The 16,226-nt window shown below is 74.1% G+C and carries 10 protein-coding genes; 4 read left to right on the top strand and 6 right to left on the bottom strand.

Translation table 11 applies throughout. From position 1 onward, the window contains the following. The coding region (locus AB0C69_RS21035) for a helix-turn-helix transcriptional regulator (protein WP_360355888.1) at positions 1-366 on the bottom strand (366 nt) is incomplete at its 3' end. Between the two features lie 89 nt (positions 367-455). Between AB0C69_RS21035 and AB0C69_RS21030 the strand changes: the two genes are divergently transcribed. After that, positions 456-1,580: an FAD-binding oxidoreductase gene (locus AB0C69_RS21030; protein ID WP_360355885.1), complete on the top strand. Its 1,125-nt coding sequence runs from the start codon at positions 456-458 to the stop codon at positions 1,578-1,580. On the opposite strand, the gene AB0C69_RS21025 is transcribed toward AB0C69_RS21030, so the two are convergent. The 4 genes from AB0C69_RS21025 to AB0C69_RS21010 are packed head-to-tail and all read right to left on the bottom strand — an operon-like array spanning position 1,577 to position 10,915. Continuing rightward, positions 1,577-5,143 carry a P-loop NTPase fold protein gene (locus tag AB0C69_RS21025; RefSeq protein ID WP_360355883.1) on the bottom strand — a complete coding sequence of 1,189 codons (3,567 nt, stop codon included), beginning with the start codon at positions 5,141-5,143 and terminating at the stop codon, positions 1,577-1,579. The two genes, AB0C69_RS21030 and AB0C69_RS21025, sit on opposite strands and share 4 nt — an antisense overlap. Beyond that, the gene (gene fxsT, locus AB0C69_RS21020) at positions 5,140-7,935 is read right to left on the bottom strand and encodes an FxSxx-COOH system tetratricopeptide repeat protein (RefSeq protein ID WP_360355880.1); all 2,796 of its coding nucleotides are present in this window, start codon (positions 7,933-7,935) and stop codon (positions 5,140-5,142) included. The genes AB0C69_RS21025 and fxsT overlap by 4 nt, the downstream gene beginning before the upstream one ends. Then, positions 7,932-8,927 (bottom strand): AAA family ATPase, encoded by a 996-nt coding sequence (locus AB0C69_RS21015; RefSeq protein WP_345183717.1) that lies wholly within the window; start codon positions 8,925-8,927, stop codon positions 7,932-7,934. Before AB0C69_RS21015 ends, fxsT begins: the two co-directional genes overlap by 4 nt. After that, positions 8,927-10,915, bottom strand: a complete 1,989-nt coding sequence (locus tag AB0C69_RS21010) for a trypsin-like peptidase domain-containing protein (protein WP_360355877.1) — start codon at positions 10,913-10,915, stop codon at positions 8,927-8,929. Before AB0C69_RS21010 ends, AB0C69_RS21015 begins: the two co-directional genes overlap by 1 nt. 294 nt (positions 10,916-11,209) lie before the next feature. Between AB0C69_RS21010 and AB0C69_RS21005 the strand changes: the two genes are divergently transcribed. Further along, positions 11,210-11,920: a TetR/AcrR family transcriptional regulator C-terminal domain-containing protein gene (locus AB0C69_RS21005; protein ID WP_360355874.1), complete on the top strand. Its 711-nt coding sequence runs from the start codon at positions 11,210-11,212 to the stop codon at positions 11,918-11,920. A 142-nt stretch (positions 11,921-12,062) separates the two neighbouring features. Continuing rightward, on the top strand, positions 12,063-13,043 hold the full coding sequence (locus AB0C69_RS21000; protein WP_360355871.1) for an NAD(P)-dependent alcohol dehydrogenase: 981 nt from the start codon (positions 12,063-12,065) through the stop codon (positions 13,041-13,043). A gap of 15 nt (positions 13,044-13,058) precedes the next feature. On the opposite strand, the gene AB0C69_RS20995 is transcribed toward AB0C69_RS21000, so the two are convergent. Next, entirely contained in the window at positions 13,059-13,931 is an 873-nt protein-coding gene (locus tag AB0C69_RS20995) for a DMT family transporter (protein WP_360355868.1), read from the bottom strand. Between the two features lie 192 nt (positions 13,932-14,123). Here AB0C69_RS20995 and AB0C69_RS20990 point away from each other — a divergent pair, with 192 nt between their 5' ends. After that, the gene (locus AB0C69_RS20990; protein WP_360355866.1) at positions 14,124-16,169 is read left to right on the top strand and encodes a right-handed parallel beta-helix repeat-containing protein; all 2,046 of its coding nucleotides are present in this window, start codon (positions 14,124-14,126) and stop codon (positions 16,167-16,169) included. Positions 16,170-16,226: the final 57 nt, after the last annotated feature.

Below are 16,226 nucleotides of genomic sequence, written 5' to 3'. Positions count from 1 at the left end.
GGTGGCCTCTCGCCAGGGGGGGGGGCCGCCCGGGGCCCCCGGGCCCGCCTCGGCCAGCAGGGTCGTCGCGATCGCGAGCGTCAGGTCGCCGAGCGTCACGTCCAGCGCGCCGGCGACGGCGGCGATCATCTCGCTGGACGGCTCCTTGACGCCGCGCTCCATCTCCGAGAGGTACTGCGGCGACACCCCGGCACGGCGGGCGGTCTCCACGAGGATCTCGCCGCGTTCGAGGCGCAGGCGCCTCAGGCACTGGCCGAGCGCGTCGCGCCACAGCGGCTCCTCCGGACGGGGCGCGCTCGGCTCGCGAGGCGCCTCGTCGGCGGGCATGTCGTCGGCAGGCATGAGCGGTCGCACGGTCTCGGCCATGCGCACATCGTAGATCGGCCGTGCCGCGGGCCCCAGAGATTCCGCGCACCGCAGAACCGCCGGGCGGGGACGGGTGTCATCCTGGGGGCATGCGCGTCCTGGTCGTGGGAGCAGGGATCATCGGCGCCGCGCTGGCGGACCGGCTCACCCGCCCCGCGCCCGGCGCCCCCGCTCGCGTCACCGTGGTGGAGGCGGAGGGGCCCGGCACCGGGACGTCCGGCACGAGCTACGCCTGGATCAACGCCAACGACCCCGCGGACCCGGCCTACCACCGGTTCCGGACGGCGGCGATGTCCGCCTGGCGCGACCTGGCGGCTGGGTTCGGCGCCCCGGCCTGGTACCGGCCGTCGGGCAACGTCACCTGGGCCGCCGCCGACGGCGCGAAGGAGCGGCTGGCCGACCGGGTCGCCCGCCTCTCCGGCCTCGGCTACGCCGCCGGACTGATCACTTCCCACCGCCTCCGCGAGCTGGAACCGCACGTCGCCGCACCACCGGACGCGCTCATCGCGCACTACCCCGGCGAGGCCCACCTGCACGGAGGCCCCGCCGCGCGGGCCCTGGTCCGGCGCGCCCGCGACTCCGGCGCCGACCTGGTGGCGGGCCGCCGGGCGGTCCGCCTCACCACGGACGGCGACCGCGTGACCGGCGTGCGGCTCGACGACGGCCGCGACCTGGACGCCGACCTCACGGTCTGCGCGGCGGGCCGGCACAGCCCCGCGCTGCTGGCCACCGCCGGGGCCGCCCTCCCGCTGGTCGACCCGTCCGAGCCCGGTTCGGCCGCCCCGTGCCTCGTCGCCACCACCTCGGCGGCAGAGGGCGTCCTCAACGGACTCGTCCACGCCCCCGGCCTGTCCGCCCGCCCCGCCGCCACCGGGGGACTGGTCCTGGAAGCCGACGACCTGGACGCCGGAACCGACGAGACGGCCTCCCCGGCGCACGTCCGGGCGGTCGGCGACGAGCTGCTCGCCCGCGCGCGTGCCCTCGTCCCCGCCCTCACCGCGCAGGTCGCCGAAGTGCGGCGCTGCGTCCGCCCGCTGCCGGTGGACGGCTACCCCCTCGTCGGCTTCCAGCGCCCCGGCCTGTACACCGCCGTCACCCACAGCGGCATCACCCTCGCCCCCCACCTCGCCGCCCTGATCGCCGAGGAGATCGCCGGCCGGCCGTCCGGAGCGCTCGCCCCCTACCGCCCGAACCGCGCGGCCCCTCACCTCTAGAGGTACCGGGCCGCGACCTCGCCGATCTGCTCGCCGGTCGTGAGGAAGGCGCGCAGGTCGTCGCCCCAGCCCGGCGGCGGCTCGGACGGGACGGCGGGCGCCGGGCTCGGCGACTCCGGCGACGGCTCCTGCGCCTTGAAGACCGGGAACGCCTCGGCGAGCGCGGTCCGCCAGGCGTCGTCGTCGTCGCGGGCGGCCTTCTCCAGCTCCACCAGGGGGTGGCCGGGGCCGGCCGCGCCGAGCAGGCTCACGACATGGGGCCAGCGGATCGCGAACGCGGCCAGCTTGGCGATCTGGCTCTGGGACGGCACCGCGACGCCCAGCAGCCGCTGCCGCTCGGCGATGAAGCTGTAGAAGCGGAACAGGTTGACGAAGCGCTTGATCTCCCGCGGGTTGCGGGACGGCAGGACCGCCATCACGCCCGACAGCGCGGAGTAGGCGTCGGTGTCGCTGTAGAGGTCGGAGACGACGCGGCTCGCCGCGGTCAGGGCGGCCGGGCGCAGCGGCGCGGGCAGCCCGAGCACCTCCGCCTGGACCGCGAGCGCCGTCTCCCGGAGGGTCTGCGGCGTCGGGCGCCGGGCCCGTATCCCGGCCTCGATCTCGGCGACGACCCGCGGGTCCGGCCGTTCCCCGGCGTTGTCCCCGCCGTCGGGCGGCGGCGCGCCCTCGGGCATCCGCCGGGGTGGGCCGGCGGCGGGCGGAGCGGGGGCGGGCGGAGCAGGGGCGGAGGGCGAGCGCCTGAGCGGACCGCGGCGCCGCCGGGACACCGGCCGCTCCGGCGGGGGCGCGGCGGTCCGCGCTCCGCCCCGGGGCGCGGGCGGCTCGGTCAGGGAGCGCAGGTAGCCGTCGAACGCCTCGCCGGGCCCCGGGACGCTCAGCGGCAACTGGACGATCTTCTCCAGGAAGCGCCAGCCGAGCGTGGACCAGTCGCCCGCGAGCCTCCCGTCGCGCTGGGCCCTGGCCAGGTCCTGATAGGCCGCCTCCACATGGGCCGCCACCACGCCGGGCTCCATGCCGAGGACGAAGACGCAGTGCCGGAACTCCCCGGCGAGGAACAGGTTGATGGCCTCGATGACCTGGGTGACCGTGCCGGGGGAGCACCGGTCCAGGTCGTCCACGAACACCACCAGCGGCCGCTCCTCCGTGGCGATGAGGTCCAGCACCCGCTTCATGTCGCTCTGTATCAGGTGCAGGAAGCCCAGCCTTCCCGCGTAGCCGGGGTCGGGCACCAGCTTGTCGAAACCGGCCTTCATCTCACCGGCCAGAAGGCGGTGGCCGCCACCGAGGAGATCCGGCTTGCGCACCAGCGCGCTGAACGGGCCGGCGGCGGTCCCGCCGAGGAACGCCAGCGTCCGCCACGCGCCGGCCCCGAGCAGCGCGAGCGTCCCGCCGCCGATCAGCGGGGCGACGGCGTCGTCGAGCAGGCCGCGCACCGGCCCGGCGAGCCGGCCGACGGCAAGCCCGGCCAGGATCACCACCACCGCGACCGCCCAGACCGCGAGGAGCGGCAGCAGCCGCTCGGCCACCAGCCGGTACGCGCGCCGCCGGACGACGCCGCGGTCGACGCGCGCGAGGTTGAGCCGCAGCCAGAACCGCTCCCGGTCGGCGGCGGGGAGCCGCTCGGTGACCTGCGTGATGATCTCGTGGGCGAGCCCCGCCCAGACCTGCTCCCCGTTCTGGTACATCCAGGGGTTGAACCAGACCGTGGGGCGCCAGGCGTCCCTGTCCAGCGGCGCGTCCTCGGCGAGCGTCACGTTCAGCGGCGCGGGCGCGGCGGGGGCGTTCGCCTGCCGCAGGACCTCCCGGTTGGTGACGCCGTCGTCCTCGGCGGCGCCGCGTCCCCGCGGCCACCGGCGCGGGCGGAACCGCCGCAGCCTCGCGCGGGACGGGCCGTCCAGCCTGACGCGGCACGGGCGGCCGCCGTCCCGCGGGTCCAGTTCGTTCTGGAGCATGCGCATCAGCGACGTCTTGCCCGCGCCCCAGGGGGCCTTCAGGCCGATGGTCAACGGGGGACCGGTCTGGGGATGGCGCAGGAACGCCGCGATCGCCTCGACGAGATGGGAGTGGTCGAGGCGGTCGCGCAGCGTCCAGAGGTCCGTGGCGATCAGCGGCTCGGGCCGGGACTGGTAGCCGCGGTCCAGCAGGAAGAAGCGGCGCGCGCGCTCGCGGATCGCCGCGACCTCCACGGGCGGGTCCTCAGCCTCCGCCCGCTCACGGGCGTACGCGCGAACGAGGCGGTGGACGCGGACCGTCTCCCCGTCCGGGGAGGTCTCGGCCAGTGCGGACCGCGTGAGCCGCTGGACGGCCTGGGAGATCTCGCCGGGGTCCATTTCTTCGGCGAGAAAGGAGATCAACCGCAGCGGAACCTCCTCCGGCTCGTGGTCGTCCACGAGCCCCAGCGTGCGGAGCACCCGAGCGGCCGTTTCCCCCAGATCCTGGTAGGCGCCGTCGAAGGCGGCCCTGCCGGCCGTGCCCGCGTCGGCCTTGGCGGTGCGCAGCCGGACCGCGAGGTCTGCCACGGACCAGTCCGGGTGGATGCTGAGACGGCCCGCCACGATCATGAGCGCCAGCGGCAGCGCGTCGCAGAGTCTCACGATCTCCGCCGCCGCCTCCGGCTCGGCCTCGATCCGCTCCGTCCCCGCGACCCGCCTCAGCAGTTCCAGCGCCGCGGGTTCGTCCAGCGTCGAGAGATCCAGCGTCTCTGCCCAGGAGCGCGAACGAACGGACTTCCGCGTGGTCGCGATCACCAGTGACCGTGCCGGGCCCTCGCCGTCGGTGAGCCGCTTGACGATCTCGGGATCCGGGACGTCGTCGAGAACGAGCAGCAGGCGCCGGGACTCCAGCTGGTCGCGAAGCAGGCGGTACTGCTCCGGGAGCGTGGAGGGGATGTCGCCTGCGGGCGTGCCTATTTTCGCCAGGAGGTCGTCCAAAGTTTCTGCGATCGAGTTCTGCTCACCGTCCTCCGCATGGAACGCGACGAAGTGGCTTCCGTCCGGGAAATAGGAGGTCAGGTAATGCGCCGCCCTGGTGGCCAGCGCCGTCTTGCCGACACCGCCCGTCCCGCCGATGAGGATGGGCGTTTGAGCGGCGCCGTCACGGAAGGCGTCCTCCACTCTGGACGCCAGACGGTGGAGCTCATCTTCTCGGCCCGCCAGGTTCACGGGTTCCGGCGGCAGCGAGGAAGGGGCGGTGGGCTGCTCGCCCGGCTCGGTCGTGGAGGGCTCCGGCTGACTCGGCTCTTGTGTCAGGTTCCGGCGGAGGTCCTCGTAGCGGGCGCGCCACCGTTCGAGGTCGAACAGGTCGTCATCGGTGACGCCGATGCGTCCGGCGTAGACCTGGCAGGCGTTCACGAAGTTCGCCACGAACTCCCAGGAGGGGACCGACTTGCTCGTGAGCGTGTCGGCGATGGCACGCTCCGGTATCTCCACACCGCCATTCGAGAAGATGACCTCGCTCAGGCCCTGCCAGGAGGGATCACCGGCAGCCCCGCGCACGCGTTCCAGTTCGGCGATGAATTCGGCGATGACGGCGGGCCGGTCCGAAGGGGACCCCGCCGCGCTCAACGCGCACCTTCCCGCATGGCGAGATACTCCCGGACGGCTCGCTGGCCGGGGTCGTCGTCCCCGTACAGGCCGGTCCACCGCTGCCGGGCCAGCTCGGCGAGTTCCCGCGCGCTGCGCCGGTCGCCGCTGGCCGCCAGGTAACGCATCTGCAGGACGACCAGATGCCGGACCTCCGGCAGATGGCAGTCGTAGACCTCCGACGGCAGCAGATGCGGCTGGATGTCCTTGAAGCGGCCCCAGCCCGCCGGATCGGCGGGGTCCTCCGGCGCGTACCGGCGCAGGAGCAGGTGTGCGGCGTGGCCGACGTTGACCCGGCGCAGCTCCGGCAGGGCCTCCTTGCGGCGCACGATCGTCTGGATCAGCCGGTGCACCTCCACGGTCTCGCGGTCGGTGTCGATCCGGACGAGCGCGAAGCGGCCGAGCCTCCGGAGGGCGACGTTGAAGGCCGCCGCGTCCCCGAGGAGCGGCGCGTACGGGCCGGGGAGGCCGCGGGCGCCGCCGCCGGACAGCAGGGCCAGCGGGATCGGCTCCGGGGCGAACATCGAGCACAGCTCCAGCAACGCCACCGCGGACGGGTCCTCCTCGCGGAGCCGGTCGATGGCCATCTGCCAGGTCGCGTACAGCCGGACCGGGTAGCCCGCCGGGAGGTCGTCGGACAGCATGGACGGCAGCAGGTCGTCGAAGCGCCGCAGATGCTCCTCGATCGGCATTCCCGTCATGGCCCGCCACCGGGCCGCCTGCACGAGGGCGATCGGCAGCCACCCGGCGGCCTCGGCCATCCGCTCCGCGTCGGCGTCCGAGAGCCGCCGGCGGCCCCGCAGGAGGCGGTGGAGCAGGGTGACGCTCTCCTCGACGGTGAGCGTGCCCACGTCCACCGCTCCGCTCTGCAGCGCCCAGACCGGGTTGCGCGAGGTGACGATCAGGTGCCCGGAGCCCTGCGGCATCAGCTCTCCCAGCTCGCCCGGCTGCCCGGCGTTGTCGAAGACCAGCAGCCAGCGCGCGTGAGGCTCGCCCCGGCGCAGGGCGGCGAGCGCCCGGGACCAGGGTTCTCCGGCGTCGTCCGGCCCGGCCAGTCCGAGGCGGTGGGCGAGCTCGGTCAGGGAGGCGCGCACGGTGGCGGGCTGTTGGGCGGGCACCCACCAGACCAGGTCGTAGTCGTGGGCGTGCCGGTGCGCGTACTCGATGGCGAGCTGCGTCTTGCCCATCCCGCCCATCCCGAACAGGGTGAAGGGGAGCGGCGAACCGCCGCCGACGTGGAGTGCGCCGCGCAGTTCCTCCAGCGTGCTCCGGCGTCCGGTGAAGTCGGGGTTCCTGCCGGGGACGGCGCCCCACACGGCCGGCGACCGGGGCGGGTGATGGGGCGGGGGAGGCGGTCGTCCGGTCGATGGCGACTCCGCCACGCGCGACGTGTCCGGCGTGCGGACGGGGAGGGGGCGCACGACGCTCCGCAGCACCGCCTGGCTGACGCGCGCCCGGGATCCCGGCCCGGCCTCCTCGCCCGTCGGGCCGGCGGGAGCGAGGCCGGGCCGCTGCGAACTGAGCGCGTCCGAGACGACGCCGAGGACGCGCATGGCTTCGGTGCGCGTCAGTCGGGCGAGCAGGAGGTCGCGGACGCCGGGCCGGAAGTCGTACTCGGCGCGGTCCGGAGTGTCCGAGACGCGAAGGATGAGCCCGCTCAGCAGGAACTCGGCGAGGTGCCCGGTCTGGGTGTGCGGCGCCATCTCGCGCTGGACGAGCCGCATGGTCGGAAGGGACAGGGGCGCGGCCGCGAGGTAGCCGGCAAGGCTCAGCGCTTCGGGGGACGCGGAGGCGAGGAAGGCCAGCACGCGCTCGGAGGCGGACGGCGCGTCGCGGGCGGGATCCGCTGGACCGTCCTCCGCGCCGGGCTCCTCACGCGCTTCCGCGAGGTCGTCGGAGCCGATCACGTAGGCCACGCCGTGCGCCCATCCGGTGCCCTCCCCGGAGACGACGGTCGCCCAGGACCCGAACCAGCGGGGCTGGAACTCCAGAACGGGGACCGGCACGCCGCCCGGCTGCCGGGCGTCGGCCCGGTCCTGCCAGACCAGCCGGTCGTTGGGCGTGCCCGGCGGGGACCCGCACCGCCAGCGGACCCGCGTGAGCCGCAGGGCCGTCCGCCGCCACAGCCGCTGCGGCAGCATCTGCACGATCGCGGTCGGCTGGCTGCGCCCCCACCGCGCCAGCAGCCGCGCCATCGCGCCCGAGCGCCAGGCGGCCCCCACGCAGTCGCTCAGCACGAGGACCAGCTGCCGTCCCGAGGGCGTGACGACCTCGCCGGGCCGCCGCCCCCGCGCCCCGGCTCCGGTGCCCAGGACCGGCGGGTCCCCGCCCGCGCTCTGATCCGAGTCGACCGTCCAGACGCGGACGGCGCCGAACGCCCCGAGCTGCCCCAGCATCGTCCGCAGCGCGCGGGCGACCGGGCGCCAGACGTCCATGGACTCGCCGGTGTCGACGACGAGGACGAGCTCGGTCCGGTGGTCCCGGCGGGGCGCGTCCACGGGCGGGAGCAGGCCGCGCCCGCCCGGCGTGAGGACCTCCCCGTCCCGCGGCGTCGCGGCCGTGGCCCGGCCGTCGCGCAGCGGCCTGAGCGCCCTCGCGAGATCGGCGGGGCGCGGCATCGTCGCCAGATCCGGCTCGTACACCCCGTACCGGACGGCGGGAGCCGGAGCGAGACGGTGATCGACCCGCATGTGCGCGGCCAGCCACAGCGCGTCGGCCACCTCCCGGCCCGTCAGGCCGAGGGCGCCGAGTTCGCCGAACAGCCGCTCGATCATGGGAGCTCGCCGGCCTCCGCGCTCCGCAGCAGGGTCTCGGCGAGCCGCTCGGCGTCCGGGGCCGCCCACGACGCGGTCAGGAAGATCGCGTTCAGCAGCTGGTCGACCCCGAGGTCGGCCCGGTCGCGGCCGTTGAGGAACTCCTCGATCAGCTTGATGCCGCGCGCCGTGAACTCGGTCCCGAGATGGGCCGTGACGATCGAGAGCAGCCGCTCGGCTTCGGGCCGGGCGACGTCCAGGCGCAGGCACCGCCGCAGGAAGCGGGGAGGGAACTCGCGCTCGCCGCTGCTCGTCACGACGATCATCGGGAGGTGGCGGCACCGGACGCGGCCGCCGCGCACGACGGCGGGCCGGCCGTCCTCGGTCACGACCTCCGCCTCCAGCCGGTCCGCCCCGGCCCCCCGCATCAGTTCCGGGATCATGAACTCGCCCTCTTCCAGCACCGCCAGCAGTTCGCTGGGGAGGTCGAAGTCGCTGTTGTCGAACTCGTCGATCAGCAGCACCCGGGGGCGCCGGGTCGGCAGCAGGGCGGTGCCCAGCGGGCCGAGGCGGATGAAGTCCCCGATCCTCTGGGACGGCGGACCGAGGCCCGCGGGCGTGGAGGCCTCCTGGAGGCGGCCGATGGCGTCGTAGGAGTAGAGCGCGGAGCGCAGGGTCGATCCGCGCGTGACCGGCCAGCGGATGACGGGGCCGAGCTTCAGCTCGTAGGCGATGCTGTAGGCGAGGCTCGACTTGCCGCTGCCCGGACTTCCGGTGACGAGGAGCGGGCGCCGCAGCAGGAGGGCGGCGTTCACCATCTGCACGGTCATGTCGTCCGCCCGGTACGACTGCGCCCGCTGCGCCCGGCGCACGCCCTCCGGCACCTCGTAGGTGACCGGACCGTCGTCGAACACCGACCAGGGCGGCGGCGCCGGCAGTCTGTCGATCCCGTCATGGGGTTCGCCGGTGCCCTGGTAGACGTACCCCCCGCCGTAGGGGTCGGGCTGGGCCATCAGGATGTCTCCTCTGCACGGTCGGGGACGTGTAAGGGGTCCGGCCGATCGCTCGGGAACCGTGCGGGGTCGTCCCAGATCAGCACTAATCGGTGGGGGAGGTCGCCGGACGCCTCGTAACCGTCCCGCTGGAGATCGCGGATCGCCTCGGGCAGGTCGGCGAGCCGCCTGCCCTCCAGCGACCTCTGGAGCTCGTCCGCCTCGTCGGACGCGGGGTCGCCGCTCGACCAGAAGACGACCGGCAGCCCCGCCGCGAGTGCCAGACGGAGTTGCCGGCGGCCGCCCGTGAGGAGGACGACCGGGCGCCCCGCCGCCTTCGGAAGATCTCGCTGGGCGGCCTTCACGAGTACCGCCGCCACGACCGGGTCCGGGTCCGGCCGGCGCGGGCGGGACCCGCCCGGCCGGCCTCCGCGGGCGCGCATGCGGTCGAGGCTGCGGACCACGATCGGGAACCGCGCGCCGATGGGCGGCTCCGACGGGGTGCCGGGATCCAGCCGCCACTGGTCGACCGGGGCGCCGAGCAGGGCCGCCGGCAGGATGAACTCGATCACCAGTTCGTCGGAGGGGGGCGAGAGCCGGGCCCTGGCCTCGGGGAGCAGGGCGCGGATCTGCGCTTCGGTCTGGGCCAGCGTCCTCGGCTCGTCCGAGACGAGGAGCGGCACCGGCGGCCCTTCCTCCGGATGGAGCGACACGGTGGTCAGGAACCGGTGGGCGTCCAGGCCGTCCTCTTCGAGCTGGATCGTCAGGTAGGAGTGGCTCCTGCCGGCGGTGAGCTCCCGGGGCGCCGGCGCGGCCCGCACCTGCTCCAGGGGGAGGCCGATGCGCCGCGCGACCCGGACGGTCCAGTCGCGCAGTGCCGGGCCGAGGGCGGACGTCTCGTCCGCGGCCAGCCGGGACACGAAGTCCAGCAGCGGCGGCACTCCGTCCGGCGGCGCGGTGGCGTCCTCCAGCCGGTGCACCAGGTCGGCGAGGCCTTCCCCTGGGCCGAGCCGGGACGCGAACCGTCCGGCGCCCGAGGGCTGGAGCTCCTCCGCCCCGCGGACCAGCGGCACCAGTTCGAGAAGCTCCCGCCGCTCCGCGCCGGTGAGCAGGGGCGGCGGCACCAGGCGCTCGATCTGGCGGGTGAGCAGGTCGGCCTCCGCGCTCGCCGGGTGGAAGGTCCTGATCACCTCCAGCAGCGCGTGCAGCCCCCCGCCGAGCCCGGCGCACCATCGCGCCAGGCCCCACAGCTCCCTGCGGGTGGCGTCCGCCAGGCCGATCCGGGGACGCGAGCCCAGGCGCTCTTCGAGCATGTCGGCGTACACCGACCGGATGCGGGGCTCGGAGAGGCCGGGCACGGCCGCGAGCGCGTCGACCAGGACGCCGAGGTCGGCCAGTGACAGGGCCCCGTCGTCGTGACGGGGCCTCGCCGCCCCGTCCGCCAGCGGCGGCCACAGGTCCGCGATGTCCCCTACCGGGAGCATCCGCACCTCCTGCTCCGCCGCCATCGAGGCCGACGTCACCATGCCGAGGACTTCGCCGGCCTCGGCCGACAGGACGGGCGCCCCGCTGAACCCCGGCGCCACGGGCAGGTCGACGCCGAGCGTCCGGGGGCCCGTGGCCCGCGCCGAGACCCACATCATCTCGTCACCATCGGAGGGAAAGCCGCAGATCCGCACCGTGGCCCCGAAGTCGTCGGCGGCCCGCACGGCCGGCACGGGGTCGCAGTTCACCGGAGGACCGAGCAGGCTGAGGACCGCCACGTCGCCCCGCCCGTCGCCCGCCGGCGGGAACCAGCCGCCGGGCAGCACCTCGGCCGCGCGCTTCTGGCCGAGCGCCGGCAGCTCCAGCGGGACCACCGCCGCGCGGCCCGGCGAGCCGATCAGATGAGCGCAGGTCAACGCCAGGCGGTCGCTGATCAGGAACGCCGTCCCGGTGACGTTGTCCCGCGGGTCCAGCACGCGCGCGAGCCACGGCGCCCTGCTCCCGCCGAGGGCCGGTCCGCCCACCGCTCACCGCCTTGAGCCGTCAGGAACGCCATTATTTCGGACGGCTCCGCTTTCTCGCCATGGAGTTGGGCGAATGCTCAGAGCCTTTTTCGGGAAGCGTTCGGGCGGGCGGGCTCTTCAGAACGCACGGCAGCGAATAAAACGTCAACCTCCGACATTTGTCGACCCTTTTTCGGGGTGGCAAAGAATAGCCGATGGGTGCGACCGGAACGGGGGCGGCGGATGCCGGCCGGCACGGGACGCGCCTGCGGGAGACTTACCGTGTACGGGTAGGGTGCGTCGGGAGGAAGATCCATGAGTTCACGGACCGGCGCCGACGAGGCGGCCGAGCGGCCGCGCGTCCCGCTGAGCCGCGGGCGGGTGCTGCGGGCGGCCGTGCGCCTCGCCGACCGCGACGGCCTCGAGGCGCTCACCATGCGCCGGCTCGCGCAGGAGGTCGGGGTCGAGGCGATGTCGCTGTACCACCACGTCGCCAACAAGGAGGCCGTCCTCGACGGCGTGGTCGAGGTGGTCCTCGACGAGATCATGGAGGCGGTGGAGAAGGCCGACGCCCCACCCCCCGAGCGGGACTGGCGGGCGGCGCTGCGCGCGCGGATCCTGGCCGCCCGGGCCGTCCTGCTCCGCCACCGCTGGGCCCCGGGGCTGCTCGGCGCCCGCAGCACCGTGAACCCGTTCGTCATCGCGTACTACGACCAGGTCGTCGGGCTCCTCCGGGCGGGCGGTCTCTCGTACGACCTGGCCCACCGCGCGCTGCACGTCCTGGGCAGCCGGGCCCTCGGGTTCGCTCAGGAGCTGTTCCAGCCCGGCGAGGCCCAGGCCGCCGGCGACCCCGCGGTGATGGAGCAGATGGCCGGCCGGTTCCCCCACCTCGCCGGGATGCTCGCGGACGCCGTCCACGACGATCCGGACGGCACCCTGGGCTTCTGCGACGACCAGTTCGAGTTCGAGTTCGCCCTCGACCTGATCCTCGAAGGGCTGGAGCGGCGCCGAGCCGCCGGCGCCTGACCCCCTACCGGACGCTGCCCGCCGGAAGTCCGCCTCGCCGCGCCCCTTGACTGCCTTACGTCGTACGATTACCTTACGGCGTATGAGAACCTTACGGCGTACGACGGACGCTTCCCCCGCCCCCGCGCATCCCAGGGCCGCCATGAAGGCCTGGACCTGGGACCGCTACGGCCCGCCCGACGTGCTGGCCCTGAAGGACGTCGACGAACCCGCCATCGGCCCCGACGAGGTGCTCGTGCGGGTGCGGGCGGCGGCCGTCAACCCCTACGACTGGCGCCACCTGCGGGCCGACCCGAAGCTGGTCCGGCTCAGCTGCGGCCTGCGGCGGCCGAGGCCGGGCCTCGTCCTCGGCGCCGACCTCGCCGGAGTCGTGGAGCGGACGGGCCCCGCGGTGACGGGGCTGCGCCCCGGCGACGAGGTCTTCGGAGAGGTCCGCCTCGGCTCGTTCGCCGAGGCCGCCGCCGTTCCGCGGGACCGGCTGGCGGTCAAGCCGGCCCGCCTCACCTTCGAGCAGGCGGCATCCGTGTCGATGGCCGCCCACACCGCGCTGCAGGGGCTGCGGGACACGGGGAGGATCTCCGCCGGGCAGCGGGTCCTCGTCAACGGCGCCTCCGGCGGCGTCGGGACGTTCGCCGTCCAGCTCGCCAAGGCGTTCGGAGCCGAGGTCACCGGCGTGTGCAGCACCCGCAACCTCGAACTGGTCCGCTCCCTGGGCGCGGACCATGTCGTGGACTACACCCGTGAGGACTTCACGCAGCGGAAAGGACGGTACGACCTGCTCATGGACATCGTGGGCGACCGGCCGTTCGCCGAACTGCGGCGCTGCCTGACGTCCCGCGGCACGCTGGTGATCGTGGGCGGCATCGCCTCGCCGCGCGGCGGGCTGCTCGGCCCCGCGGGGCAGATCGTCCGGGGCGCCCTGGCCTCCCCCTTCGTCCGCCAGCGCATCGACCATGTCGGCTGGCGGCCCAACTCCGCGGACCTGCGCTTCCTGGCCGAACTGATGGAGGAGGAGCGGGTCACGCCCGTCATCGACCGGACCTACCCGTTCGCGGAGCTCCCCGAGGCCCTCCGCTACATCGAGCGCGGCCGCGCCCGGGGCAAGGTCGCCATCGCCTTCTGACCGCCGCCGCGGAGGTCAGGCCATCGCGATGGCGGCGATCCCGGCCAGCACCACGGCCGAGCCCGCCAGGCGGCGGACGGCGTTCGCCTCGCCCAGGACCCGCCACGCGGCCAGTCCGCCGAGCACGATGCTCAGCTCGCGGGCGGGAGCGACCAGGCTGACCGGCGCGATCCGGAGCGCGAAGAGCACGAGCAGGTACGCCACCGGCGACAGCAGGCCGATGATGAGCACTTCGCGCCGGTGGTCGCGCCACAGGCGGCAGACCCGCGCCCTGTCCCGCAACGCGTACGGCGCGAGGATCAGGCTCTGGGCGAGCGCGCCGGAGCCGAAGTAGACCAGCGGCGGGACCGCCAACCCCGTGACCGAATGCGCGTCCCACAGCGTGTAGCCCGCGATCACGACACCGGTCAGCACGCCGTAGAGGACGCCCGCGCGCCGGCGCGCCGGCGAGGCGCCTCCCTCCGCCGGTGCGCCGCCGCTGACGACCAGGATGCCGACGATCACCAGGAGCGCGCCGACCAGCCCGGGCAGGCCGGGCTTCTCGCCCAGGAAGAGGACCGCCACCAGCACCGACAGCAGCGGCCCGGTGCCCCTGGCGAGGGGATAGACCACCGACAGGTCGCCGACGGCGTACCCGCGCTGCAGCACGATCCCGTACGCCACGTGCAGGATCGCGGTCACCAGCGCCGCGAGCAGCCATGTCCACTGCGGACGCTGCGGGGTCACCGCCAGGAAGACCAGCGCCGCCGGGGCGAACACGATGGCCGAAACGGTGTAGTAGAGGAAGACGAACGGCGCCCCTCCGTCGCCGACCCGCTTCGCGGAGAAGTTCCAGAACGCGTGCACGACGGCGGCGACGAGGACGAGCGAGAGGGCCCAGCCGTTCACGAGGAGACCTTCCCCCATCCTTCGCGCCGGTGGACCCTGGGCAGTGCGGCGACATCGTACTCGCGCCGCCCCAGAGGCCGCGGTGACCGGTTGTGGACCTTGAAGCGGCCCGCATCGTCGCTAGATTGAACGTGAATTTCGTTCAAATTTCGTGGTCGCAGGCCGAGCAGGCGTTCGGGACGAGGTTGGCTGATGGGCAGACGGTTTCTCGGCAGGCTCTGGTTGGTCGTCGCCACGGCGTCCGGGCTGGTCCTCGGGCTGATGGTGAGCGCGGACGCGCACATCGAGCGTCCCTCGTACTGGCCGCTGCCCGGCCCGGACTGCTCGGTCAGCCCGTGCGCGGGCGGCGCGGTGCCCAAGGCCAGGAGCCTGGCCTCGTCGCTCGCGACGACCAAGGGCAGCACGACCCGCGTGGTGTGCCGCCCCGACTCGCTCAAGCGGCTGGAGGCCTCGATCAGGCGGGCGCGGAAGTCGGGCTACGACATCCGGCCGCACGACCACCGGCGGTTCGGCGCCGCGGAGGCGCGGGAGCTCATGCGGATCAACCGGGCGCTGGCCGCGCGGTGCCGGTACGGCGAGATCCAGCCCGCGGTGACCGCCTCGGGCAACAACGACCGTGTCGTGGTCCTGCCGGGCGTCTACACCGAGCCCACCTCCCGCGCGAAGCCCACCCACGACAAGGCGTGCGACCCGTACAAGCTGACCACGGGGGCCTACTCCTACCTCGGCGAGTACATGTGCCAGAACGACGCCAACCTCATCGCCGTCCTGGGCCGTTCGCCCGGCTCCGGCAAGGACCCGGACCCGCCGCTGGTCGACCGGCACGGCATCCCCAACCGGGGCGCGTGCGTGCGCTGCAACCTCCAGCTCGAAGGGTCCGGCGTCAGCGCGGACGACGTGGTGGTGGAGGCCGGCGACCCCTCGTCGGGCAACGGCGGCCCGCGCCGCTCGGCGAAGGACGTGGGCATCCGCGCCGACCGGGCCGACGGCTTCGTCCTGCGGAACGTGACCGTCCGGCACGCCGAGGAGCACGACATCTACGTGCTGGAGAGCAACGGGTATCTGCTCGACCGCTTCAAGACCTTCTACGCGGGCGAGTACGGCGTGCTCACCTTCGTCGAGGACCACGGCGTGATGCAGAACTGCGAGGCGGCGGGCAACGGCGACTCCGGCCTCTATCCGGGGTCGGGCGCCAAGACCTCGGCCGGCCGCGACCCGAAGTTCTATCCGACGGCGCGCTACAGCCAGGAGATCCGCTACTGCGACTCCCACCACAACACCAGCGGCTACTCCGGCACCGACGGCAGCGGCACCTGGCTGCACCACAACAACTTCTACGGCAACGCCCTCGGCTTCACGACCGACGTGTTCACCGCGGCGGGACACCCCGGCTTCCCGCAGCAGGGCGACCTGATCGAGAAGAACGACTTCTTCTCCAACAACTTCAACCCCTACCTGCCCGGCAGCGACGTCGTGCCGACGGTGCCGGTCCCCGTCGGCACCGGCATGTGGATCGCGGGCGGCGACGACAACGTCGTCCGCGACAACCGCTTCCGCGACAACAGGAGGCGCGGCGCGATGCTGTTCGCCGTCCCCGACGCCTTCGTCTGCGGGCCCGGAAACGGCCCCATCACCGGCTGCGACCCGCTGAAGCTGTCCACGTCCCACCGCAACTCGTTCCACGGCAACACGATGTCCGGCAACGGCGTCGACTTCTGGTGGGACGCGTTCCCCGGCAACGTGGGCAACTGCTGGTACTCCAACGGCAACGCGACCGGCTCCCCGAAGAACCTGCCCGACTGCCTGAACGGCAAGGTCCCCTGGCTGAGCATCGGCCTCGGCAATCTCGAGAACGAGGCCGAGCTGATCGTCTGCATGTCCGACCTGAAGCCCGGCGGCCCGTGCCCCTGGTTCAAGCCCCCGGCCGCCGGGAAGGCCGCGCCCGCCGACGGCCACGACCACGGCGCGACGGGGGAGCTCAACGACGCCCTGCTCGCGGCGGTGACGTGCCACTCCTGGCACGGGATGAACACCGACCAGCGCGACCACATGCTGACCAGGATGCAGGTGTTCATGGGCGGCCAGATCGACCACCCCGGGGCGCGGGGCACCACCCTCAGCAACGAGAAGGCGACCCGCGTCCTCGACAACGCCTGCGGTCTCTCCTTCGCCGGCCAGTTCAAGCTGTACAAGCTCTACGCCCGCGCGGCGGCCTTCACCCCGCAACCGCAACGCTGAGACGCACACCCATGCCCCGCGCCGTCACGCCATAGGCGCACCGGGTAACCGGGTTCG

This window comes from Actinomadura sp. NPDC048032 (assembly GCF_040653175.1).
Lineage (GTDB): Bacteria > Actinomycetota > Actinomycetes > Streptosporangiales > Streptosporangiaceae > Spirillospora > Spirillospora verrucosospora.
This window is presented reverse-complemented; position numbering and strand designations above follow the sequence as displayed.